The sequence below is a fragment of the Streptomyces sp. NPDC104313 genome, from assembly GCF_055583985.1.
Map to the genome: position 1 here is coordinate 320788 of NZ_JBVJMW010000006.1, position 23493 is coordinate 344280.

The window sequence follows — 23493 nt, forward strand, 5'->3', positions numbered from 1 at the left end:
GCTCAAGAGCATGAGCGAGACCCCGGACAGCGCCGTCCGTACGTACACCGAACAGCACCGCGCAGCCTTTCTCGACGACCTCGCGGAGTGGCTGCGCATCCCGTCCGTATCCGCGCAGCCGGAGCACGACAGGGACGTGCGGCGCAGTGCGGAGTGGCTGAGCGCCAAGCTCGGGGAGACCGGCTTCCCGGTCACCGAGATCTGGGAGACCCCCGGAGCCCCGGCGGTCTTCGCCGAGTGGCCCAGCGAGGACCCGGACGCCCCGACGGTCCTGGTCTACGGCCACCACGACGTGCAGCCCGCCGCCCTCGACGACGGCTGGGCGAGTGACCCGTTCGAGCCGGTGATCCGGGACGGCCGGATGTACGGACGCGGCGCGGCCGACGACAAGGGCCAGGTGTTCTTCCACACCCTCGGGGTCCGCGCCCACCTCGCCGCGACCGGCCGCACCACCCCCGCCGTCCACCTCAAACTGCTGATCGAGGGCGAGGAGGAGTCGGGCTCCCCCAACTTCCGCGCCCTGGCCGAGCAGCGGGCGGACCGGCTCGCCGCCGACGCGGTGATCGTCTCGGACACCGGCATGTGGGACGAGGACACCCCGACCGTCTGCACCGGCATGCGCGGCCTCGCGGAGTGCGAGATCGAGCTGTACGGTCCCGCCCAGGACATCCACTCCGGATCGTTCGGCGGAGCCGTCCCCAACCCGGCCACCGAGATCGCCCGCCTCGTCGCCGCCCTCCACGACGAGGACGGCCGGGTCGCGATCCCCGGCTTCTACGACGGGGTCACCGACCTCACCGACACCGAGCGGGCCCTCTTCGCCGAACTGCCCTTCGACGAGGCCACCTGGCTGCGCACCGCGAAGTCGGGCGCCGCGGTCGGCGAGGCCGGGTACTCCACGCTGGAGCGCGTCTGGGCCCGCCCCACCGCCGAGGTCAACGGCATCGGCGGCGGCTACCAGGGCCCCGGCAGCAAGACGATCATCCCCTCCTCGGCCCTGGTGAAGATCAGCTTCCGGCTGGTCGACGGCCAGGAGCCCGACCGCGTGCAGCGGGCCGTCCGGGCCTGGGCCGAATCCCGTATCCCGGCGGGCGTCCGCCACCGGATCGCCTTCCAGCCCGCCACCCGCCCCTGCCTGACCCCGCTGGACCACCCCGCCCTCCAGGCGGTGGCCCGCGCGATGGGCCGGGCCTTCGGGAAGAAGATCCTCTTCACCCGCGAAGGAGGCTCCGGTCCCGCTGCCGACCTCAGGGACGTGCTCGGCGCCCCCGTCCTCTTCCTCGGTATCTCCGTACCCTCCGACGGCTGGCACGCCCCCGACGAGAAGGTCGAGCTGGACCTTCTGCTCAAGGGAGTGGAGACGACCGCCCACCTGTGGGGCGAACTGGCCACGGCACTTCGCTGATCCCCGGCACTCCGCTGATCCCCGGCACTCCGCTGAACGCCGGGCACTCCGCTGAATCCTCTGCGCACCCTCCACGTACCTGTGCACACCCGATCCACCCAGGGGGAGTAGGAAGCACCTGTGAGCACCTTCGACAACGCCACCGCAGACCGCCCGATCGGCCTCACCGCGCCGAGCGGCATCGACCGCGCGGCACACCACCGCCTCGACGAGGCGTGGCTGGCCGTCGCGTGGAGCCACCCGACGACCCGCGTCTTCGTCGTCTCCGGCGGGCAGGTGCTGATCGACGACACCCCCGACGGGGACACCGAGATCGTCATGACCCAGGCCTTCGAGGCCCCGGTCACCGAGACCCACCGGTATTTCCTCGGCACCGACGAGCACGGCGTGAGCTACTTCGCACTCCAGAAGGACTCGTTGCCCGGCCGCATGGATCAGTCGGCCCGGCCCGCGGGGCTCCGCGAGGCGGGTCTCCTCCTCGGCCCCCGCGACGCGGGCCTGATGGTGCACGCGGTCGCTCTGGAGAACTGGCAGCGGCTGCACCGCTTCTGCTCCCGCTGCGGCGAGCGCACCGTCATCGCGGCGGCCGGCCACATCCGCCGCTGCCAGGCCTGCGGCGCCGAGCACTACCCGCGCACCGACCCGGCGGTCATCATGCTGGTCACCGACGACCAGGACCGGGCCCTGCTGGGCCGCCAGGTGCACTGGCCGGAGGGCCGCTTCTCCACGCTCGCCGGGTTCGTCGAGCCGGGGGAGTCGATCGAGCAGTCCGTGGCCCGCGAGGTCTACGAGGAGGCCGGGATCACCGTCGGTGAGGTCGAGTACATCGCCAGCCAGCCGTGGCCGTTCCCTTCCAGCCTGATGCTCGGCTTCATGGCGCGGGCGACGTCCTTCGACATCACCGTCGACGGCGAGGAGATCGAGGAGGCCCGCTGGTTCTCCCGCGAGGACCTCACCGCCGCCTTCGAGTCCGGCGAGGTCATGCCCCCGTTCGGCATCTCGATCGCTGCCCGCCTGATCGAGCTCTGGTACGGCAAGCCGCTCCCGAGACCCGGCAGCGCGAAGCGGAACGGCTGAGCAACGCCGGACACACCACTGCCCCCGGTGGTGCCGGGGGCAGTGGTACGCGCGACGGGCAGTCGTCCATCGGCCGGGTCAGGCGGCGAGCGCCTGCTTCACCTGGGCGAGAGACGGGTTCGTCATGACCGACTCGGTGCCCGAGGGGGCCACGATCAGCAGCGTGGGGACCGTCTGGTTTCCGCCATTCGCCTTTTCGACGAACGCGGCCGACTCCGGGTCGTGCTCGATGTTGACCTCGTTGTACGCGATGCCCTCGCGGTCCATCTGGCTCTTCAGCCGACGGCAGTAGCCGCACCAGGTGGTGCTGTACATCGTCACAGTGCCCGCCATGTCGCTGGCGCTCCTTCGTCTCGTCCGTACGCTGCGCGGCCGGCAGCGTCACTCGCGGGTCCGGCGGCGCTCCGCAGCGCTCCCGCACGATAGGGAACGTACGGGAGGCGGCCACCATTCCCACCCCGCCGGGACCGGCCCGGTACGGGCCCCGGGACCGGCCCCGGACCTGCCCCGCACGGCCCGCCCCGGTACGACGAATACCTCACCCCTGTGGACAACCGCCGCATCCGCCCCCGGGGACCTGGCAGCATGGCGGGGTGACAGCAGCAACGCACTCCACCCTCTTCCCACAGGTTCCCGAGACCCCGGACGCCGTGCTCGACGGGCTCGACCCCGAGCAGCGCGAGGTGGCTCTGGCCCTGCACGGACCGGTGTGCGTGCTGGCCGGAGCCGGTACGGGCAAGACCCGCGCGATCACCCACCGCATCGCGTACGGGGTGCGGGCGGGCATCCTCCAGCCGGCCACCGTGCTCGCCGTCACCTTCACCAACCGGGCCGCCGGAGAGATGCGCGGCCGTCTGAGACAGCTCGGCGCGACCGGCGTCCAAGCACGGACCTTCCACTCCGCCGCCCTCCGGCAGCTCCAGTACTTCTGGCCGAAAGCAGTCGGTGGCGAGCTGCCCCGGCTGCTGGAGCGGAAGGTGCAGCTGGTCGCCGAGGCGGCCGCCCGCTGCGAGCTCCGGCTCGACCGCAATGAGCTGCGGGACGTCACCAGCGAGATCGAGTGGGCCAAGGTCACCCAGACCGTCCCCGCCGACTATCCGGCGGCGGTCGCCAAGACCCGGCGCGACGCCCCCCGCGATCCGGCGGTCCTCTCCCAGATCTACTCCACGTACGAACAGCTCAAGCGCGACCGCTCGGTGATCGACTTCGAGGACGTGCTGCTGCTCACCGTCGGCATCCTCCAGGACCGGAGCGACATCGCCGAGCACGTGCGCGGCCAGTACCAGCACTTCGTCGTCGACGAGTACCAGGACGTGAGCCCGCTCCAGCAGCGGCTGCTCGACCTCTGGGTCGGCGACCGGGAGGATCTCTGCGTCGTCGGCGACGCCAGCCAGACGATCTACTCCTTCACCGGGGCCACCCCCGACCACCTGCTGAACTTCCGCAACCGCCACCCGGGGGCGACCGTGGTCAAGCTGGTGCGGGACTACCGCTCCACCCCCCAGGTCGTCCACCTCGCCAACAGCCTGCTGAGCCACGCCCACGGCAGGGCCGCCGACCACCGGCTGGAGCTGGTCTCGCAGCGCGACAAGGGGCCCGAGCCGGTCTACACGGAGTATTCCGACGAGCCCACCGAGGCAGAGTCCACCGCCCGGCGCATCCGCGACCTCATCGCCGCGGGCGTGCCGGCCGGCGAGGTCGCCGTGCTCTACCGCGTCAACTCCCAGTCCGAGGTCTACGAGCAGGCCCTCGCCGACGCCGGGGTGCCCTACCAGCTGCGCGGCGCCGAGCGGTTCTTCGAGCGGGCCGAGGTCCGTGAGGCGGGCACCGCCCTGCGCGGCGCGGCCCGTGCCGGGCGCAACGACTCCCTGCTCGACGAGGCGGAGGGGCTGCCGTCCCAGGTGCGGGCGGTGCTCTCCACCAAGGGCTGGACCAGTCGGCCGCCCGCCGGGTCGGGGGCCGTGCGCGACCGCTGGGAGTCGCTGGCCGCGCTGGTGCGCCTCGCGGAGGACTTCGAGACGGCGAAGCCGGGGGCGACCCTGACCGACCTGGTCCGTGAGCTGGACGAGCGGGCGGCCGCCCAGCACGCCCCGACGGTCCAGGGGGTGACGCTGGCCTCGCTGCACTCGGCGAAGGGCCTGGAATGGGATGCCGTGTTCCTGGTCGGCCTGACCGAGGGCATGATGCCGATCGCCTACGCCAAGACCGACGAGCAGGTCGAGGAGGAGCGGCGCCTGATGTACGTCGGGATCACCCGCGCCCGCGTCCACCTCTCGCTCTCCTGGGCGCTGTCCCGGTCTCCGGGCGGCCGGGGCGGCAGGAAGCCCACTCGCTTCCTGAACGGGCTGCGGCCGGGCTCGGCGGCCACGGGCGCGCGGGGCGGAGCCGGCGGCGGCGGAGGCATCGACCGGGGCACCGGCCGGGCCGCGGCCGCCGAGCGGACCCCGGCCGTCGAGCGCAAGCCCAGGAGCCCGGTGCGGTGCCGGGTCTGCGGACGCACGCTCACCGACGCGGGCGAGATGAAGCTGATGCGCTGCGAGGAGTGCCCCTCGGACATGGACGAGGCGCTGTACGGGCGGCTGTACGACTGGCGCGCCGCCCAGGCGGCCCTGCTGGGCCAGCCGGACTTCTGCGTGTTCACCGAGAAGACCCTCATGGCGATCGCCGAGGCCGTGCCGTCCACCGAGGGCGAGCTGGTCGTCATCGCCGGCGTCGGCAACCGGAAGTTGAGCCGCTTCGGCACCGACGTTCTGACCATCTGTGCAGGTGAGAAGGTTGATAGCGAGCCTGGTGAGGGCGTCGACGAGACCTGAGGGAAACTCGTCCAGAAAATAGTTTGCGCCCGCCCCAGTCGTCACCATAGGTTCTTAACCACGGCAACAGCGGCTTCTCCGAAGCCCTGATTCCGTGCTGTACTTATCCGAATACGCAGGACCGGTCCCGGCCGGTCCCCCCGAGACGCCGAGAGGAGGCGATTGAAGTGATCAGCATCATCGAAACCCAGAAAATGACCGATCTCTCGGTCGTCTCCACCTGCTCGCTCGGCCTCACCCGCTCCTCGGCTGCCTCGCTTCGTGCCACCGGTCTGTCCGGCATCTCCGCCGTCCGTCCGCTGTCCCCGGCGAGCCTCCCCGTGACGCGGGAGCGTAATGAGCGACCGACCGAGGCACCGGCGGCAGCAGTAGTGAAGGCAGCACAGGCTCAGGCCTATGCCTTTGCGGCAGTCGGCGCCGGAGCCAAGAAGCAGACGCAGCAGCACCACAAGATGTGGGCCTTCCGTGGGCCTGAACCCTGGAGTGATCCAGCCTGATCCAGCATCAGGCCGGCGCCTTCAGGGCCGCGGAACCCCACTCGGGATCCGCGGCCCTTTTGTTTTGTCCGAACGGACGGGACGAAGGAGCCTCGGGACAAGCAGCACCTGGTACCAGCAGCCGCCAACCGGCCAACAGGCCGGCACGACCAGACGAGGACACCACCCATCGTGCACATCGAAACGCACGCCCCGTCAGTACCGCTTTCCACCCCGATCTCGCCGCCCGGCTCCACGGAGGACTCCGCCTTGACCCCGCTCACCACGCTCACCGCGCTCGACGACGCCATCGAGAACCTCGGCGTGCCTGTCCCCTGCCGTTCCTACGACCCGGAGGTCTTCTTCGCCGAGTCGCCCGCCGACGTCGAGTACGCCAAGTCCCTCTGCCGCACCTGCCCGCTCGTCCAGGCCTGCCTCGCCGGGGCGAAGGACCGCCGCGAGCCGTGGGGTGTCTGGGGCGGCGAGCTCTTCGTCCAGGGCGTCGTCGTGGCCCGCAAGCGTCCGCGTGGCCGTCCGCGCAAGAACCCGGTCGCAGCGTGACCGCGACCTGTGGGGTCCCCGCCCCCACACGCAGGCTCCGCCTCGGAACGATCGACCGTCCCCAGACCCATGACCCCCGGAATCAGGCACCGATGATCACCCCCACGAAGGAGCCCGTCGGCTCCGCCACCCCCGACGTCACCATCATCGGTGCGAACGACTCGCGTCAGAACAGGACCCGCGAAATGCAACTCATCCCAGAAGCCCTGGCTCGTGCGCATATGCACGACCGCCTGCGGGAGGCCCAGGAGGACCGCCGGTCGGCCCGCCTGATCTCCGCCCGCCGGATGCAGCGCCGGGCGGAGCGCGCCTCGCTGCGCGCCCGCCGCGCGCTGGCCATAGCGGTCATGCACTGACCGCGCACCCATCACCTCACCGCGGGGCTGTCCGTTTCCGGACGGCCCCGCGGTGCTTCGTACCATCGCCCATCCGGTCACGGGGATATCGCCGGGAGGTGGACGAGGAGACCCATCCCCCGAACAACCCGCCGAGCACAGCATGGTGTGCGCCCACTGCGGCACCGCCGCCGAAGGTGACAAGGCCCCTTCGACCTGGCTCTGTTCCATGGAGGACGGACGCCGTCTCCTCTTCTGCGAGGGCCGCGCCCGTCTCCACGTCCGCGCGATCGTGGAGGACGGACGCCGTCTCCTCTTCTGCGAGGGCTGCGCCCGTCTCCACGTCCGCGCGATCGAGAGCCGCCTCGACTCCCTCCGGCGGTGAGCGCGGCCCCTCGGCCTCCCCTACGCCTGGACGGGCTCGCCCTCCTCCTCGGTGTACTCCGTGTCCACCGACCTCGGGTTGTCCGCCTCCGTGTCGTTTGCCTCCGTGTCGTCCGCGAGGAATCCCGGCAGCCACGCCTCGAGCTCGTCGCGCAGCCGGACCGTCGCGCCGAGCTGGCACAGCACCCCGATCGTGCTGAGTGTGACCCGGTGTATCAGGACGTAGGACGGGGGGAGGTTCAGCTGCCTGCCGAGCTGGTGGGCGGGAGAGCGCGGATCGGCTATCCGGGCCGCCTGTTCACGGATCCAGCCCCGGCTGAAGGTGAACTCCTCCACCTGCGTGGGCTCGATGATCGGAAGCAGGTAGTCGAGCACCGCGTCCGGGTCCAGATCGATCGACTCCTTCACGAAGCCCTCTTCGCGCAGCAGCCCGTACACCCCCGCCGCGTCGCCCTCCAGCGTCAGCCGCAGGGAGTCGCCGATGTTCCGTGGCAGCCCGCCCGGCAGCCGGTCGACCGTGCCGAAGTCCAGCACTCCCAGCCGCCACGCCCCGACCGAACCGCCGTCCTCCTCCGTAGGCTCCGAGTCCGCCGCCGGGGGCATCAGCCGGAAGTTACCCGGATGCGGGTCGGCGTGCAGCAGGCCGGTGCGCGCCGGACCGGAGAAGAGGAAGCGGGCCAGCAACTGTCCTGCGCGGTCCCGTTGTTCCGCCGTACCCCCCGCGATGACCTCGGACAACGGGATCCCGTCGATCCACTCCGTTACCAGCACTTGGTCGGACTGGTGCACCACCTGAGGGACCACCACATCCGGGTCGCCCTCGAACTCCGCCGCGTGCTCCTGTTGTGCTCGCGCCTCCAGCTCGTAGTCCAGTTCCTCCGAGACCCGGTCCCGCAGCTCCTTGATCAGCGGCTTGATGTCCATCCCCGGGACCAGCGGGCCGAGCAACCGGGCGAAGCGGCTGAGCTGGGCGAGGTCGGAGAGCAACGCCTCGCCCGCGCCGGGATACTGCACCTTCACGGCGACCTCGCGGCCGTCGTGCCACACCGCCCGGTGCACCTGCCCGATCGAGGCGGCAGCCGCCGGCGTGTCCTCGAACTCCAGGAAATACTCCCGCCAGTCCTCCCCGATCCGTGTCGCGAGAACCCCGTGGACCGTGCGCGCGGGCAGCGGCGGCGCGGCCTCCTGGAGCTTGGTCAGCGCGGCCCGATACGGGCCGGCGACCTCCTCGGGCAGAGCCGACTCGAAGACGGAGAGGGCCTGGCCCAGTTTCATGGCCCCGCCCTTCAGCTCGCCCAGGGTCTTGAACAGCTGGTCCGCCGTGCGCTGCTGCACCTCACGGGCGACCAGTTCGGCCGACTTGCCGCCGATCCGCTTGCCCAGACCCCATGTGGCACGGCCGGCGAAGCCGAGCGGAAGCGCGGCCAGCTTGGCCGTACGCGTAACCGCCTTCCGGGGAAGATCAGACATGTGCCCCTCCAGTTCCCAGACTGCCGTGCCGCTCGTGCCTCCGGTGTCTCTCCGGCGACGGCGGTCACCCCGTCATTGTGTCCTGCGCCGGAAGAGCACCGGAGGGCCGTTCCCTCATAGTGCTCCCGGCCGCCCCGCAGGAGCAGTCCGCATGCGGGCCGATCGGCTCGGAACGCCAGTCCAGCAAGGGCAGAGCGGCCTCCCAGCGAGCTCCGGTACAGGCAGGGAGGTCCCCGTCCAGAAACGCCAGGGCATGTGCCGCGGCAAGACCGGCGACCGCCGTCGCGAGCCCCAGATCGCAGGCGGGCACCGTTCCCCGCCGCCCGGAACGCCACTGCGCCAGCATCCGGGGCCACTGCGGATCCCGGTCCGCACGGTGCAGCTCCAGGCAGCCCGCGCAGCCGGTGCCCCCGGGCAGGACGAGAGGCCCGACCACTCCTGTGGCCTCGATCACTCCCGCATAGAGATGCGGAGTGCCCGACGCGACCCAGGGACCTGCCGTGTCCGCGAGGGGCGCGTACACCGCGAGGCCGTCCCGGGGAGCGACGACGATCAGGGACAGACCGGGCTGCCCGGCGCTCCCCGGCAGGTCGGCCGCCGCTCCGTCCGTTCTCGCCCGACGGGGAGCGGGCCCGGGTGCGGACCGGCGGACGAGCCGGCGGGCCGCCACGTCGCGCCGTTCTCCCACGGATGCCGGGGGGAGCCCCGCGGGCGCCACGTCCCAGGGCTCGGCCCGACCCCCGTCGAGCACTTCCACGTGCCCCACCCCCGCACCTGACAGCACCGAGGCGATGGACGCCCCGACCCGGCCCGCTCCCCGAACCTGGACCCGCATCGCCCGTCGGGCCGCCATCCGGCGCGTGCCGCCCCCCGGCTCGGGACGGACGACCGACAGGGAGGCCACATCGGGACGCTGGCGGTCCATCACCTCGGCTCGGCGGCACAGGACATCGGCCCCCGGACCGGCCGACCTCGGGTCGTCCAGGAGCCCGGCCTCCGCCAACCGTGTCAGCAGGGTGTCCACATGCCGTTCCGACAGGTCCAGGGCGCGGGCCTCCTCGTGCAGGAGCGGCAGCCCGCGGGTGCCGTCGAGCAGTTCCAGAAAGCTTCCCGTGGCGAGGTCCACCGGCCCGAGCGTCACGGCATGTGCGGGTGTCACGCCGAATTGCACGGTGTTCCGTCCGCGCCAGGCGCGGCGCAGTGCGGGCTTCAGCATCGGATGCATGATTTCTCCCCCCGAGCGGTGTCACGGCACAGGCGTGCTCGCAGACCGGTTGATCCGCGGTCCTTTCCGCAGGACCTCCGCCAGAATGCGGGACCGGCGCCGAACCGTGCCCGGAGTTGTCCACAGGCGCAGGTCATTAGTCGTTCAAGCCTTTGATCATTCAAGCCTTCGGTGGTTCACATGGTGCGTGCCGTGGCGCGGATCGACGCGGAACCGTACCCGGGGCGGGACTTCCCCCACGGACAGCGGGTAACGTCGTGGCGTGCCCGCCGACCCGCCGTCCGGCTTCGCCGGGGAGACCCCCGCGCCCAGCGCCGGAAGCCATCAGCGCAGCGCGGCAGCCCATCCGGCCCGCGCTTCGGCGACGAGCGCGGTCGAGGTCCGCAGGAGCACCCGGCGCAGGAGAACGGTCTCCGCGTACCGCGAGGGCGACCGCACCGTCGTGCTCATCCCCGCCAGGATGTCGGAGGCGGAGGAGCGGCGCTGGGTGGGCGTGATGCTGGACAGGCTCGCCGCCCAGGAGAACAAGCGCGTCCTGGGCGACACCGAACTCGCGGAGCGTGCCGAGCTGCTGTCCGCCCAGTACTTCGACGGTCGCGCCAGGCCTGTCACCGTGCGCTGGGTGACCAACCAGAACACCCGCTGGGGCTCGTGTACCCCCGCCGAGGGCAGCATCAGGCTCTCGCACCGGCTGCAGGGCATGCCGGAGTACGTGGTCGACTACGTACTCCTTCACGAGCTGGCGCATCTGCTCGTTCCCGGACACGGGCCGAGGTTCTGGCGGCTGCTGGAGGCGTATCCGCGTACCGAGCGCGCCCGTGGGTATCTGGAGGGCGTCGTGGCGGCCGACCGCCTGCCCCACCTGCCCGCCGCCCGCGAGGAGTGATCGGGGTCGGCCGCGTTCGCCGATTCTGTACCGGGTGTGTACCGGCTTGGTCGGATGTTGTCGTTTGCGGTTAGCCTGACGCGACGCATTTACCTTCGGGATGGGGGACGGTCGTTACGCATGGCCAGGGAATTCCAACGCGGCCACAAGGCCAAGATCAGTGATCTCACACCAGGGACCGATCTGTACGTAGGCGTGCAGATCGCGGCCCCGGGGCTGACCTTCGATATCAGCTGCTTCGGCCTCGACGCCCATGAGCAGCTCTCCGACGAGCGGTACTTCATCTTCTTCAATCAGCCGAAATCGCCGGAGGAGTCCCTCCAGCTCCTCGGCGCGCAGTCCGGCGACACCGAGTCCTTCCGTGTCACGCTCGACCGCATTCCGGCAGCCATCCAGAAACTCTCCTTCACCGCGACGCTCGACGGTTGCGGGCAGATGTCCCAGATCGGCCCCGGCTACATCCGGATCGTCGCGGGCGGCGAGGAAGTGGTGAGGTACTCCTTCACCGGGTCGGAGTTCACCACCGAGCGGGCCGTGATGCTCGGCGACTTCTATCTGAAGGACGTCTGGCGTTTCGCCGCCGTCGGCCAGGGCTTCGACGGCGGTCTCGACGCGCTGTTGAAGAACTTCGGCGGCGAGGTCGCCGAGGAGGAGCCGCCGCCCGCCGCCGCTCCCGCCGCCGCTCCGGGCTTCGCCCCGCCCGCCGCGCCCCCGGCCTTCGGCGCGCCGCCCGCCCCGCAGCCCGTGCCGACCTTCGGCGCCCCGTCCGCGCCCACGCCGCCGCCCGCCCCGCAGCAGCCGATGCACGCGGCGCCGACGATCGTTGCCCCGCCGGCTCCCCAGATACCGCAGGCGCCCGTGGCTCCGCAGGCACCCCAGGCCCCGTCCCCGTACGGCCAGCCGCAGCAGCCCCAGTTCGGCCAGGTCCCGGGCCAGGGTGCCCCGCCCGCCGCTCCTTTCGGCCAGCAGGCCCCCGCTCCCTACGGCCAGCCCGCGCCTGCCCCGTACGGTCAGCAGCCCCCCGTCGGCATGCCGCAGGGAGTGCCCCAGGGAGCGCCGGCCACGGGTGCGGGTCTCCAGGCGGCTCTGCAGCCGTACAAGGAGACCGCTACGGGGCAGCGCTGGACCTCGCAGAACCAGCAGCTCATACGGGTCGACCTGACCATGGGCGGATCCGGGGTCCTGGCCCGCCAGGGCAGCATGGTGATGTATCAGGGCAAGGTGGACTTCGGCTACAAGAGTGCCGGGTTCGTCGGCCGCGCCGTGGGCAATGCCACCGGCCAGGAGATGCAGCTGATGCGCTGTACCGGCCGCGGCCAGGTCTTCCTCGCCGAGGAGGGTTCGCACCTGCACCCGATCGAGCTGCAGGGCGATGCCATCTGCGTCTCCGCCGAGAGCGTCCTCGCCTTCGACGAGTCCCTCCAGTACGAGGTCCGCAGGGTCGAAGGGCACGGCCTTCCCGGCGGCGCACTGTTCACCCTGCAGTTCCAGGGCACCGGCACCGTGATCGTGAAGACCCACGGCACCCCGGTCGTTCTGCCGGTCACGCCCACCACGTTCGCCGACTGCAACGCGGTGGTCGCCTGGTCGGCCGCCTCCCAGGTGATCGTCTCCAGCCAGGTCCGGCTGCGCCGCAACGCGTATCCCGGACACAGCGGCGAGACCGTGAACCTCCAGTTCCGGGGAGCCCCCGGCAACTTCATCGTCGTCCAGCCCTACGAGGTCTGAGGGAGCCCGTCATGAACCAGCAACTCGCGGGCTTCGCCCCGACCCCTGTCACGGCCCGTATGGAGAACCACGGCAAGACCATGCTCAAGGTCGCCATGGCCTCCGGGCAGGACCTCTTCGCGCGCACCGGCTCGATGGTGGCGTACGAGGGCTTCATCCAGTACGAGCCCAACCCGCCCGCCGTCCGGCAGATCGCCTCCCAGTGGATCACCGGCGAGGGCGCCCCCGTCATGAAGTGCTCCGGCGACGGACTGCTCTACCTCGCCGACTACGGCGCCGACGTGGTCGTCATCAACCTCGACAACGACTCCATCTCCGTCAACGGCACCAACCTCCTCGCCTTCGACGCCCACCTCACGTGGGGCGTCGAGAAGGTCAAGGGGCTCGCCAAGTTCGCCGGACAGGGCCTGTGGAACGTCGTCGTCCGGGGCACCGGATGGGTCGCCATCACCTCGCGCGGCACCCCGATCGTCGTCGACTGCGGACGCGGCGAGGACGAGACGTACGTCGACCCGGACGCGCTCGTCGCCTGGTCCCCGAACCTCAAGGTGAAGGGCAAGCGCAGCTTCAAGGCCGGCTCGTTGATCGGGCGCGGCAGCGGCGAGGCGTACCAGATGGGCTTCTCCGGCCAGGGCATCGTCGTCGTCCAGCCGAGCGAGGACAGCACGGACCGTCTGCGGATCCAGAACTGACGGGGAGGGAGAACACATCATGCAGAGTCCGCTTTTCAGCCACACCGAGCAGCAGACCCAGGACCGCTACGCGATCCAGAACCCGCAGCTCCTGCGGGTCTCGCTGACCGGCCATGACGACGTCCTCGCCCGTAAGGGCGCGATGGTCGCCTACCAGGGACTGATGGACTTCGACGGGGAATACCGGTCCCGGGACCAGCGCCACGCCCGCGCGAACACCGGAGAGGGCCTCGACCTGATGCGTGTGTCCGGCCAGGGCACCGTCTACCTCGCCAACCTCGCGCAGTACATCCACGTCGTGGACGTCGACCGCGAGGGGATGACCGTGGACAGCTCCTACGTCCTCGCGCTCGACTCCTCGCTGCACACCGAGGTCATCGCGGTGGACAGCCAGTACGGGATCTCCGGCAGCGGCAAGTACCAGCTCAACATCTCCGGCTCGGGCAAGGTCGCCCTCATGACCTCGGGCCGGCCCCTGATGATGCAGGTCACGCCCGAGAAGTACGTCAACGTCGACGCCGACGCGATCGTCGCCTGGTCCAGCTCCCTGCGCGTGCAGATGCAGGCCCAGACACACTCCTCGGGTGTCCTCAGGCGTCGCGGCAACACCGGGGAGGGCTGGGAGCTGAGCTTCCTCGGCCAGGGCTTCGCCCTGGTCCAGCCGAGCGAGGTCATGCCTCCGCAGAACGCCCAGGTCGGCCAGGGCACCCGCGCCCAGTTCGGCGTGGGCCAGCAGGGCTCCCAAGGCCAGAACCAGAACAACGCCTGGAACTGATCAGCGCCCGCAGGGAACAGCGGTAAGGGGCGGCCTCCCGGAGGCCGCCCCTTACGCACATCCGTGCAGCCTGCCGCTACAGCCGGGACCGCGTCGCCTCCAGCAGGCGCCCGACGGAGGCGTCGGCCACTCCCGGCACGTCCGCGTAGCCGAACCAGCGCAACTCCAGGGACTCCTCGCTGATCCGCTCCGCCGCTCCGGCCGGGGCCAGCGCGGCGTACTGCACATCGAGATGCCAGTTGCAGGCAGACGGAATCGGGTGCCGGTCCAGCCGGACCGGTCCGCCGGGCAGCAGGGTGAGCCCCGTGATGCCGGACTCCTCCGTCGCCTCACGGAGCGCCGCCGCCTCCAGGGTGACGTCCCGCTCCTCGCAGTGGCCGCCCATCTGGAGCCACATCCGGAGCTTCCTGTGCAGGGTCAGCAGAACCCTCTCCCGCTCCGGATCGATCACCAGGGCGCTGGCCGTGATATGCCCGGCCCCGCACCCCTTCCACATGCCGTCGTCGTGCTGTGCCAGGTGATCCAGGTAGACCTGACGCAGCCCCGCCTGGTCACCGGCCTCGTCCCCGGGGGCGTAACCCTTCAATACGAGAACGGTGTCGTCGCGCAGGGTCACTGGTCGCGGCCGTCCTTGCCCTCGTCCTTGCTGTGGCCCTCACCCTCGCCGTCGCCCTTGTCCTCGACCGGCTTCGGCTTCGGCGCGTCCTCCGCCGCGGGCTTCCGCGAGCCCTTCGCCGCCTCGCCGAGCATCTTGTCCAGCTCGGAGAAATCGGCCTGCTCGTGGTGCACGAAGCCGTCCGGGTCGTCCAGGTCGTGGGCCGTCGGCAGCATGTCCGGGTGGGCCCAGAGCGCGTCCCGGCCCTCCAGACCCCGGGCGTCCGTGAGCGAGGCCCACAGGCGCGAGGCGTCCCGGAGCCGGCGCGGGCGCAGCTGGAGGCCGATGAGCGTGGCGAACGTCTGCTCGGCCGGTCCACCGGAGGCGCGGCGCCTGCGCATCGTCTCGCGCAGCGCGTCGGACGAGGTCAGCCGGGACTTCGCGGCCTCGTGGACCACCGCGTCCACCCAGCCCTCCACCAGCGCGAGAGCCGTCTCCAGACGGGCCAGGGACGCCTTCTGCCCGGGGGTGTCCTCCGGCTGGAACATGCCCTGCTGAAGGGCGTCCTGCAACTGCTCCGGCTGTGAGGGGTCGAACTGGCCGACGACGTCCTCCAGCTTGCTGGTGTCGACCTTGATGCCGCGGGCGTACGCCTCGACGGCGCCGAACAGATGCGAGCGCAGCCACGGCACATGGGCGAAGAGCCGCTGGTGAGCGGCCTCGCGCAGGGCCAGATACAGCCGGACCTCGTCCTGCGGGACGCTGAGGTCCTTGCCGAACTTCTCCACGTTCAGCGGGAGCAGCGCGGCCTTGCCCGCCGGTCCCAGCGGCAGCCCGATGTCGGTGGAACCGACCACCTCACCGGCCAGCACACCCACGGCCTGACCGATCTGCTGGCCGAACATGGCGCCGCCCATCGACCGCATCATGCCGATCAGCGGGCCTGCCATCGCCTGCATCTCCTCGGGCAGCACATCGCCCATCGCCAGGCCCACCCGCTCGGCCACCGGGTCGACCAGCTGCTGCCAGGCCGGCAGCGAGGCCTCGACCCACTCCGCGCGGCTCCACGCCACGGTGGAGACCGCACCGGACGGCATCGACGTCACACCGTCCAGCCAGAGGTCCGCCAGGCGCAGCGCCTCGTCGACCGCCGTGCGTTCGGACGGGCCGACACTAGCGTCCTTGGAGCCGTCCGGGGCGCCCTGTGAGACCGTCTGGCGGGCGATCTGCTTGGCCATGTCCCAGTTCACGGGACCGCCCTCGTAGCTCAGCATCTGACCGAGCTGCTGGAAGGCGGCGCCGAGATCGTTCGGATTCATCGAGCCGAACATTGCGGCGAACGGGTTGTCCCCGCCCGCTCCCGGCCCGAATCCGAACGGGCCCCCGGGCCCGCCCGCGCTCTGCCCACCTTCGGTGGGCTCCTTCTTCTTGCCCTCGTCGCCGTTCTCCGGCTCCTCCGGCGGAAGGCCGAATCCGAATGGGGTGTCACTCACGGGTTTCCTCGGCTCGTAGGGCCGCCGGCTCGAACCGACGGCGACTGCCCGACATCACCATCCAGCGTAGACACCACGCCCGCTTCGGGCCTCAGTGCTTCGCCGACTCCCGGCCTGCGGCAGGATGGACGCCACCTGGTACGTACGCGTCATTCGGGTACGTACTGAAGACAACCGCTGGAGACGCCCGGTGAGTTCCCCAGATCCGCAGGTTCGCGCAGCGCGAAACCTGACCGACCCCTCGCCCGAGAGCACACCCGAAACGAAACGCCCCAGGACCCCCAGAAACCGGGGCCCCGTCGTCGCGGTCACCGGCGCCGCCACCGGTATCGGCGAACTGCTGACCGCCCACCTCGCCGCATCCGACGCTATCAAGCAGGTCATCGCGATCGACGAGCGCCGGGGAGAGGTCTCCGAGGCGACCTGGCACATCCTGGACGTACGGGATCCGGCGATCGCGGAGAAGCTGCGCGGCGCGGACGTCGTCGTCCACCTGGCCCTCGATCTCGACCTGGAGACCGACCCCGCCGCCCGCACCGCGTACAACGTACGCGGCACCCAGACCGTGCTCACCGCCGCGGCCGCCGTCGGGGTCCACCGGGTCGTGCTGTGCACCTCGGCGATGGTCTACGGGGCGCTCGCCGACAACGATGTGCCGCTGTCCGAGGACGCCGAGCTGCGTGCCACCGCCGAAGCCACCGGTGTCGGCGACCTCCTGGAGATCGAGCGGCTCGGCCGCCGGGCCCCGCGCGCCCACCCCGGGCTCAACGTCACCGTCGTGCGCCCCACCGTCCTGGTCGGCGGCACGGACACCGCCCTGACCCGCTACTTCGAGTCCCCGCGCCTCCTGGTCGTCGCCGGATCGCGCCCCACCTGGCAGTTCTGCCACGTCGAGGACCTGGTGACGGCGCTGGAGTACGCCGCCCTGGAGAAGATCGACGGCGAGTTCGCGGTCGGCTGCGACGGCTGGCTGGAGCAGGAGGAGGTCGAGGAGCTCAGCGGCGTGCGCCGGATGGAGCTGCCCTCCGCCGTCGCGCTCGGGGCCGCCGCCCGGCTGCACCGGATCGGCCTCACTCCGTCCCCGGCCGGTGACCTGGCGTACACGATGCACCCCTGGGTGGTCAGCGTCAGCAGGCTGCACGACGTGGGCTGGCGGCCGAGGTGGACGAACGAGGAGGTGCTCGGAGCTCTCCTCGAAGAGGTCGAGGGCCGCCACACGCTCGCCGGACGCCGCCTCGGCCGCAAGGACGCCACCGCCGCCGGAGCCGCCGGAGCGACGGTCGCCCTGCTCGGCGCGGCCGCCGTGGTGCGCCGAGCCCGCAAGGCCCGCCGCCGCATCTGACCGCTCAGGGCCTTTCGTCCGGACCGGGCCGGGCTCGCGGGCCCCGGCACGCGCGTCTGCGGCGTTGCCGTCGGTCGCCCATGCTCCGTGGTGACTCCCTCCGTCGCCTCGCAGCCGCACGCACCGGACACCGCTCCCTGATCCGGCCTGATCCAAACGAAAGGCCCCAACCGCGCCCGAGGCCCTGTAAGAGGCTCCGAACCGGTCGGCCGGCCGCCGGAGGAACAGGCAATTCCGGGATGTCGGAGCCGTACGGCACGATGGGAGCATGGCACCCACCCACGACCATCCCGGCGAGCACGCGGCGGCCGACCCCATCCGGCTGCTGGAGATCCGGGACTCCCCGCTCTCCGTCGACGAGGTCTTCCGCGCGGTCGGCGACGACGCGGCGGGCGGTATCGCGCTCTTCGTCGGCACCGTGCGTAACCACGACGCGGGACAGGCCGTCGGCGCACTCGGCTATTCCTGTCACCCCTCGGCCGAGGACGAGCTGCGCCGAGTGGCGGAGAAGATCGTCGCCGACCACCCGGTCCGCGCACTGGCGGCCGTCCACCGAGTGGGTGAACTGGAGGTGGGCGACCTGGCCGTGGCCGTGGCCGTCGCCTGCCCGCACCGCGCCGAGGCCTTCGAGGCCTGCCGCAAGCTCATCGACGACCTCAAGCACGAGGTCCCGATCTGGAAGCACCAGCGTTTCTCGGACGGCACGGAGGAGTGGGTCGGAGCCTGCTGAGCGCAAACCGGACCGGGGCGCATCAGCCCCGATTTGCGTAACCGCACCCCCGCCACGAGCGTTGGTGTTCCGGATCGTTAATCTGCTGATCGGGCATCCGGTCGCTCATGGGGTAGGGAGGTCGTGATGGCGGCACTCGCTTGGCTGTTGATTCCACTTTTCGCTGCTGTCGGTGGTGCGATATGGGCGAGTTGGGCTGCCCGCAATCGCACGACCGGTGATGTCACCGAACTCGCCGGCTACGCCAGGTTCCGTGACGCGATGGAGAAATCGCACTCCGGTTCCGAGGCTCTCTGAAGACCGACGCACGCCGCGTGACCACCTTCCGCCGCGTTCCGGTCTCCTCGTACGGACCGGCCCCGGCGGTGCACTGACAGGCCCTTCCCGTACTGTCGTTCCATGCCACGCAGCACCGCGACGATGCTCGCCTCCGCCCTCGTCCTCATCGCGCTGCTCTGCGCGGGCGTGCTGATCAAAGTGCCGTATTCGGAGATGTCCCCCGGACCGACGGTGAACACGCTGGGCGACGCGCGTGGCGAGCCCGTCCTGCGGATCTCCGGTCGCAAGACGTACCCGGCGTCCGGGCATCTCAATATGACGACGGTCCGCGTCACCGGGGCGGACTACCGGATGAACATCTTCGAGGCCGTCTACGGCTGGCTGGCCCACGACAGTGTCGTCGTACCGCACGACACTCTCTACCCGGACGGCAAGACCGAGGAACAGTCCACCCAGGAGAACGCCGAGGAGTTCAGCCAGTCCCAGGAGAGCGCCAAGGTGGCCGCCCTGAAGGAGCTGGACATCCCGGTCGCCACACAGGTCGTGGTCTCCACGGTGGTCAAGGGCAGCCCCTCCGAGGGCAAGCTGCACGCGGGCGACGTGATCAAGGCCGTCGACGGTACCGTGGTCAAGGAGCCCGGCGACGTGGCGAAGCTCGTCACCGAGCACCGCCCCGGCGAGGACGTCACCTTCACCATCGTCCCGGCGAAGACCGCCGCCGCGGCCGAGAAGGCCGGGCGTGCCCCCGAGGGCAGCGAGAAGATCACCATCAAGACCGCGAAGGCTCCCGCCGCCGGGGGCGACGGCGAGGAGGCCGGGAAGGACCGGGCGATCGTCGGGATCAGGGCCGGGACGGATCACACGTTCCCGTTCGAGATCGACATCAAGCTCGCGGACGTCGGCGGGCCGAGCGCCGGGCTGATGTTCTCCCTCGGCATCATCGACAAGATCACTCCGGGCGACCTGACCGGCGGCAAGTTCGTCGCGGGCACCGGCACCATCGACGACGCGGGCACGGTCGGCCCGATCGGCGGCATCAACATGAAGCTGGTCGGCGCCCGGAACGCCGGCGCCCGCTACTTCCTCACGCCCGACGACAACTGTGCGTCGGCCGCCGCCGACACACCCGACGGGCTCACTCTGGTGCGGGTCAAGACCATCGAGGACGCGACGAAGTCGATGGAGCAGATCCGCACGGGGAAGACCGCGGGCCTGCCGAGCTGCTCGACCGGCTGACGGCTGCGCCGCCCGGGACCCACGCGCGGGGCCCGGGCGGCGTCCGGATCAGGACTCGAACGTCGCCGCGAGCGCCTCGGCGAGACCGGGCACCAGACCGGCGCCGGTCAGCACCTCGGTGGGGGAGTCCTTCTCCCGCAGCCGTACGGCGGACTCGCGGGCCCCGTCCCGCAGGACGGCCACGGTCATCCGTACCTCCTGCCGACCGGGGTGCTTGGCGACCCACTGGGTCAGCTGCTGGTCGTTCAGACCGTCCGGCACGGAGGCCTCGGCTGACGGCGGCAGCATGAGGCGCTCCACCGTCATGGCGCAGCCGACCACGGCGTCGGGCCAGGCGATCGTGCCGAGGAAGTCGTCGAGCGCGGTGCCCGGGGGAAGTTCGTCCTGCTCGATCGGGGTGAGTGCGGCGACGGAGGAGCTGGGGTCCTCAAGGCCCAGCTGAGCGGCGAGAGAGGGCTCCTGGACCCGCAGCTGTGCGGTGTCGACCAGGGCGAACAGCCGGGCCGGCTGGTCCCAGCCGAGGTTGGAGGCATAGGCGTCGATTTCGAGGACGGCGACGGTGAGCGGACTCGCGGCCATCGGGGGTCCTGCGGGGGAAACGTTGGGCATGGGCAATATCCTGCCTCCTTCCGCCCCGGGAACGGGAACTAGGTAAAGCCCCAGTAAGTTGCATAGGTGGGCTCTAGGACCGCTGGGCCTGTCCACACGACCGCGAACTACGAGGTGCGCACGTTGGCTTTCCAGATGCCGGACCGCGGCGGAGGCCCGACCGGGCCACGGATCAGAGTCGGCCGCCCGTCCCGGCGCGCCCGTACCCTGCTCATGACTTTGGGTGTCCTGGCGGTTCTCGCCATGGCCTTCGTCATGTTCGCCGGGTTCTGGACGGACTGGCTCTGGTACAGGTCGGTCGCGTATTCATCCGTCTTCACCACCACCCTGTGGACCAAGATCGGGCTGTTCCTCGTCTTCGGACTGCTGATGGCGATCGCCATCGGTGTGAACATCTGGCTCGCGCACCGGCTCAGGCCGCCGCTGAGCGCGATGTCGCTGGAACAGCAGAGCCTGGACCGCTACCGGATGAGCATCGCCCCCTACAAGAAGTGGGTGCTGCTCGCCGTCACGGCGCTCGTCGCGCTGATCGGCGGAGCTTCCGCCTCCGGCCAGTGGCGCACGTGGCTGCTGTACGTCAACGGTGTGCCGTTCGGGCAGAAGGACCCCCAGTTCCAGCTGGACGTCGCCTTCTTCGCCTTCGACCTGCCGTGGTACCGCTTCCTGCTGGGCTTCGGCTTCGCGGCGACCGTGCTCTCGCTGATCGCCGCCGCGCTGACCCACTATCTGTACGGCGGGCTCCGCATCACCAGCCCCGGCGCCCGTGCCACCGGGGCGGCCACCGGCCACCTCTCCGTGCTGCTCGGCATCTTCGTCTCCCTGAAGGCCGTGGCGTACTGGCTCGACCGGTACGGGCTGGCGGTGAAGTCGAGTGACTTCAAGGCCGCGGACAACTGGACGGGCCTGCGGTACGTCGACGCCAACGCCTACCTCCCGGCGAAGACCATCCTGTTCTGCATCGCGGCCATCTGCGCCGTGCTGTTCTTCGCGACGCTGTGGCGCCGCACCTGGCAGCTCCCGGTCATCGGCTTCGGCCTGATGGTGCTCTCGGCGATCCTGATCGGCGGGCTCTACCCGGCGATCGTGCAGAAGTTCCAGGTCCAGCCGAACGAGCAGGCCAAGGAAGCGGAGTTCATCAAGAAGAACATCAATGCCACACGTGACGCGTATGACATCGATGACGCCCGGGTGGACGACTACGAGGGCCAGGCGACGACGGAGGACGACAGCAAGCTGCGGGCGGCGGCCAACACGGCCGCCAGCTACCGCGTGATGGACCCCAACGTCGTCTCCCCGGCCTTCCAGCAGCTCCAGCAGCGGAGGAACTACTACCAGTTCCCCAAGACGCTGGACGTCGACCGCTACAAGGACAAGGACGGCAAGGAGCAGGACACCGTCATCGGTCTGCGTGAGCTGAACATCCAGGGCCTGCCCAAGCGGAACTGGATCAACGACCACTTCACGTACACCCACGGCTACGGTGCCATCGCGGCCCGGGGCACGACCACCGGGACGAACCCGACGGGATCCCCGGACTTCACCGAGTCGGGGCTGCCCTCCACCGGCGAGTTCGACAAGTACGAGCAGCGGATCTACTACGGCGAGAAGACCGAGCAGTACTCCATCGTCGGCGGGCCCCAGAAGGAGCTCGACTACGAGGAGGACGGCGAGAAGACCACCAGCTACAAGGGCGACAGCGGGGTCAGTCTCTCCAACACCTTCAACCGTGCCGCGTACGCGGTCTCCTTCAGCGAGCCGCAGATCATGTACTCGGGAGCCATCGGTGAGGGCTCGCGGATCCTGTACAACCGCACGCCCAAGGAGCGCGTCGAGGCGGTCGCCCCGTGGCTGACCATCGACGGCGACGCCTACCCGGCGGTCGTCGACGGCCGGATCCAGTGGATCGTCGACGCGTACACCACGAGCAACGGCTACCCGTACGCGTCCCGGACCACGCTCGGCGACACCACGGCCGACTCGCTGACCACCAACCAGCGCGCGGTCGTCGCCCAGCAGAACCAGGTCAACTACATCCGCAACTCGGTGAAGGCCACCGTCGACGCCTATGACGGCAAGGTCAAACTCTACGAGTGGGACACCAAGGACCCGGTCCTCAAGACCTGGCGCAAGGCGTTCCCGGGGACGGTCGAGTCCCGCGGAGAGATCCCGCGGGAGCTCATGGACCACCTGCGGTATCCGCAGGATCTCTTCAAGGTCCAGCGCGAGCTGCTCACCCGCTATCACGTCGAGGACCCCGCGCAGTTCTACAGCGGCAGTGACGCGTGGCAGGTGCCGGACGACCCGACCAACAAGGAGCCGGGCTCCGTTCCGCCGTACTACCTGAGCATGAAGATGCCGGGCCAAGAGGCGCAGCAGTTCGCGCTGACCACCACGTTCACTCCCCGAGGGCGACCCAACCTGGGTGCCTTCATGGCGGTGAACGCGGACGCGGCCAGCAAGGACTACGGCGAGATGCGGCTGCTACGGGTCACCTCCACGGTGAAGGGCCCGGGCCAGGTACAGAGTGAGCTCAACGGCAACGACGACGTCGCCGAGTTCGTGAGGAACCTCAAGGGCACCGACTCGGACATCGAGTACGGCAACCTGCTGACGGTTCCGCTGGAGGGCGGGTTCCTCTACATCGAGCCGGTCTACACGCGCGGTGGCAACCAGAACTACCCGCTGCTGCGCAAGGTGGCCGCCTCGTACGGATCGAAGATCGTCTTCGAGAACAGTCTCGGAGAGGCGCTCAACGCCGTCTTCGGGGTCGAGGACGACGGGGTCACGACCCCGCCCGATCCCAGTGAGCCGCCGGGCGAGACCGATGAGCCCCCGGCCACCGGCAGCGCGGCGCTCAAGAAGGCCATCGCGGACGCCCAGAAGGCGTACTCCGACGGCGAGAAGGCACTGCAGGAGCAGGACTGGCCGGCCTACGGCAAGGCCCAGGAGGCTCTTCAGGACGCTCTGGAGCGGGCCGCCGCCGCGCAGCCCAAGGCGGGCAGCGAGGGGGACAAGGCCGACGGCGCTGAGAAGCCGGCGGGCGACGCCAAGCCGGAGAGCTCGGCCGAGCCCGCGAGTGCCGAGAAGCCGGCGGACGCGGAAACGGCGGGTCCGGCGAGGAAGCCGGATGCGGCCGAAGCGGCCGAGAAGGGCTCCGACCAGGGCAGCTGAGAAAGGTCCACCCCGCGTCGTGGTACGGTTTGAACACAACGACGCGGGGTGGAGCAGCTCGGTAGCTCGCTGGGCTCATAACCCAGAGGTCGCAGGTTCAAATCCTGTCCCCGCTACTGAAAAGACGAAGGCCCGGATCCCAAGGGATCCGGGCCTTCGTCGTGCCTGTTGTGCGTGTGGGCCGTGTCGGTCCCAAGCTGTGGGCGTGAAG

General features: G+C 70.4%; 22 protein-coding genes and 1 tRNA gene. 17 read left to right on the plus strand and 6 right to left on the minus strand.

Going from position 1 to position 23493, the window contains the following annotated elements:
• Nucleotides 1-10: 10 nt before the first annotated feature.
• Nucleotides 11-1405: a dipeptidase gene (locus ACZ60Q_RS17105; protein ID WP_469634607.1), complete on the plus strand. Its 1395-nt coding sequence runs from the start codon at nucleotides 11-13 to the stop codon at nucleotides 1403-1405.
• 120 nt (nucleotides 1406-1525) lie between these two features.
• On the plus strand, nucleotides 1526-2482 hold the full coding sequence (gene nudC, locus ACZ60Q_RS17110; RefSeq protein ID WP_469634610.1) for an NAD(+) diphosphatase: 957 nt from the start codon (nucleotides 1526-1528) through the stop codon (nucleotides 2480-2482).
• Nucleotides 2483-2560: 78 nt separating this feature from the next.
• On the opposite strand, the gene ACZ60Q_RS17115 is transcribed toward nudC, so the two are convergent.
• Nucleotides 2561-2815, minus strand: coding sequence for a glutaredoxin domain-containing protein (locus ACZ60Q_RS17115; protein ID WP_006127421.1), 255 nt, complete (start codon nucleotides 2813-2815; stop codon nucleotides 2561-2563).
• A 260-nt stretch (nucleotides 2816-3075) separates the two neighbouring features.
• Between ACZ60Q_RS17115 and ACZ60Q_RS17120 the strand changes: the two genes are divergently transcribed.
• The 5 genes from ACZ60Q_RS17120 to ACZ60Q_RS17140 all read left to right on the plus strand — a co-directional run bounded on the left by ACZ60Q_RS17120 (nucleotide 3076) and on the right by ACZ60Q_RS17140 (nucleotide 7052).
• Nucleotides 3076-5295 carry an ATP-dependent DNA helicase UvrD2 gene (locus ACZ60Q_RS17120; protein WP_469634614.1) on the plus strand — a complete coding sequence of 740 codons (2220 nt, stop codon included), beginning with the start codon at nucleotides 3076-3078 and terminating at the stop codon, nucleotides 5293-5295.
• Nucleotides 5296-5462: 167 nt separating this feature from the next.
• Nucleotides 5463-5792 (plus strand): hypothetical protein, encoded by a 330-nt coding sequence (locus ACZ60Q_RS17125; protein ID WP_469634617.1) that lies wholly within the window; start codon nucleotides 5463-5465, stop codon nucleotides 5790-5792.
• A gap of 171 nt (nucleotides 5793-5963) precedes the next feature.
• A complete protein-coding gene (locus ACZ60Q_RS17130; RefSeq protein ID WP_469634620.1) occupies nucleotides 5964-6332 on the plus strand; it encodes a WhiB family transcriptional regulator in 369 nt (122 codons plus the stop codon).
• The gene (locus tag ACZ60Q_RS17135) at nucleotides 6329-6688 is read left to right on the plus strand and encodes a hypothetical protein (RefSeq protein WP_469634623.1); all 360 of its coding nucleotides are present in this window, start codon (nucleotides 6329-6331) and stop codon (nucleotides 6686-6688) included. The genes ACZ60Q_RS17130 and ACZ60Q_RS17135 overlap by 4 nt, the downstream gene beginning before the upstream one ends.
• Before the next feature lie 208 nt (nucleotides 6689-6896).
• Nucleotides 6897-7052, plus strand: a complete 156-nt coding sequence (locus tag ACZ60Q_RS17140) for a hypothetical protein (RefSeq protein WP_469634626.1) — start codon at nucleotides 6897-6899, stop codon at nucleotides 7050-7052.
• A gap of 20 nt (nucleotides 7053-7072) precedes the next feature.
• On the opposite strand, the gene ACZ60Q_RS17145 is transcribed toward ACZ60Q_RS17140, so the two are convergent.
• A complete protein-coding gene (locus ACZ60Q_RS17145) occupies nucleotides 7073-8521 on the minus strand; it encodes an ABC1 kinase family protein (protein WP_469634629.1) in 1449 nt (482 codons plus the stop codon).
• Between the two features lie 64 nt (nucleotides 8522-8585).
• Complete coding sequence (locus ACZ60Q_RS17150; RefSeq protein ID WP_469634632.1) at nucleotides 8586-9746, minus strand: ThiF family adenylyltransferase; 1161 nt, start codon at nucleotides 9744-9746, stop codon at nucleotides 8586-8588.
• A gap of 262 nt (nucleotides 9747-10008) precedes the next feature.
• On the opposite strand from ACZ60Q_RS17150, the gene ACZ60Q_RS17155 reads away from it, so the two are divergent.
• From ACZ60Q_RS17155 to ACZ60Q_RS17170, 4 genes are all read left to right on the plus strand, one after another.
• On the plus strand, nucleotides 10009-10632 hold the full coding sequence (locus tag ACZ60Q_RS17155) for a M48 metallopeptidase family protein (protein WP_469634635.1): 624 nt from the start codon (nucleotides 10009-10011) through the stop codon (nucleotides 10630-10632).
• A 120-nt stretch (nucleotides 10633-10752) separates the two neighbouring features.
• Entirely contained in the window at nucleotides 10753-12360 is a 1608-nt protein-coding gene (locus ACZ60Q_RS17160) for a TerD family protein (RefSeq protein ID WP_469634638.1), read from the plus strand.
• An 11-nt stretch (nucleotides 12361-12371) separates the two neighbouring features.
• Complete coding sequence (locus ACZ60Q_RS17165; protein WP_469634641.1) at nucleotides 12372-13052, plus strand: AIM24 family protein; 681 nt, start codon at nucleotides 12372-12374, stop codon at nucleotides 13050-13052.
• A gap of 19 nt (nucleotides 13053-13071) precedes the next feature.
• On the plus strand, nucleotides 13072-13827 hold the full coding sequence (locus ACZ60Q_RS17170; RefSeq protein ID WP_469634643.1) for an AIM24 family protein: 756 nt from the start codon (nucleotides 13072-13074) through the stop codon (nucleotides 13825-13827).
• A 76-nt stretch (nucleotides 13828-13903) separates the two neighbouring features.
• Here ACZ60Q_RS17170 and ACZ60Q_RS17175 read toward each other — a convergent pair whose 3' ends face one another.
• Together ACZ60Q_RS17175 and ACZ60Q_RS17180 are read right to left on the minus strand one after the other, a co-directional pair.
• Nucleotides 13904-14443, minus strand: a complete 540-nt coding sequence (locus ACZ60Q_RS17175; RefSeq protein WP_469634646.1) for an NUDIX hydrolase — start codon at nucleotides 14441-14443, stop codon at nucleotides 13904-13906.
• Complete coding sequence (locus ACZ60Q_RS17180) at nucleotides 14440-15915, minus strand: zinc-dependent metalloprotease (protein ID WP_469634648.1); 1476 nt, start codon at nucleotides 15913-15915, stop codon at nucleotides 14440-14442. The genes ACZ60Q_RS17175 and ACZ60Q_RS17180 overlap by 4 nt, the downstream gene beginning before the upstream one ends.
• Nucleotides 15916-16105: 190 nt before the next feature.
• On the opposite strand from ACZ60Q_RS17180, the gene ACZ60Q_RS17185 reads away from it, so the two are divergent.
• The 4 genes from ACZ60Q_RS17185 (at nucleotide 16106) to ACZ60Q_RS17200 (ending at nucleotide 19502) form a co-directional block, all read left to right on the plus strand.
• A complete protein-coding gene (locus ACZ60Q_RS17185; protein WP_469634651.1) occupies nucleotides 16106-17257 on the plus strand; it encodes an SDR family oxidoreductase in 1152 nt (383 codons plus the stop codon).
• A 268-nt stretch (nucleotides 17258-17525) separates the two neighbouring features.
• Nucleotides 17526-17987: a molybdenum cofactor biosynthesis protein MoaE gene (locus ACZ60Q_RS17190; protein WP_469634654.1), complete on the plus strand. Its 462-nt coding sequence runs from the start codon at nucleotides 17526-17528 to the stop codon at nucleotides 17985-17987.
• A gap of 126 nt (nucleotides 17988-18113) precedes the next feature.
• Nucleotides 18114-18284 carry a hypothetical protein gene (locus ACZ60Q_RS17195; RefSeq protein WP_015611229.1) on the plus strand — a complete coding sequence of 57 codons (171 nt, stop codon included), beginning with the start codon at nucleotides 18114-18116 and terminating at the stop codon, nucleotides 18282-18284.
• 102 nt (nucleotides 18285-18386) lie between these two features.
• Nucleotides 18387-19502 (plus strand): YlbL family protein, encoded by a 1116-nt coding sequence (locus ACZ60Q_RS17200; RefSeq protein ID WP_469634657.1) that lies wholly within the window; start codon nucleotides 18387-18389, stop codon nucleotides 19500-19502.
• A 48-nt stretch (nucleotides 19503-19550) separates the two neighbouring features.
• Here the strand turns inward: ACZ60Q_RS17200 and ACZ60Q_RS17205 are convergent, their stop codons facing one another.
• A complete protein-coding gene (locus ACZ60Q_RS17205) occupies nucleotides 19551-20111 on the minus strand; it encodes a PPA1309 family protein (RefSeq protein WP_469634660.1) in 561 nt (186 codons plus the stop codon).
• 135 nt (nucleotides 20112-20246) lie between these two features.
• On the opposite strand from ACZ60Q_RS17205, the gene ACZ60Q_RS17210 reads away from it, so the two are divergent.
• A complete protein-coding gene (locus ACZ60Q_RS17210) occupies nucleotides 20247-23282 on the plus strand; it encodes a UPF0182 family membrane protein (RefSeq protein ID WP_469634991.1) in 3036 nt (1011 codons plus the stop codon).
• Between the two features lie 42 nt (nucleotides 23283-23324).
• Nucleotides 23325-23398: transfer RNA gene (locus ACZ60Q_RS17215), tRNA-Met, on the plus strand.
• Nucleotides 23399-23493: the final 95 nt, after the last annotated feature.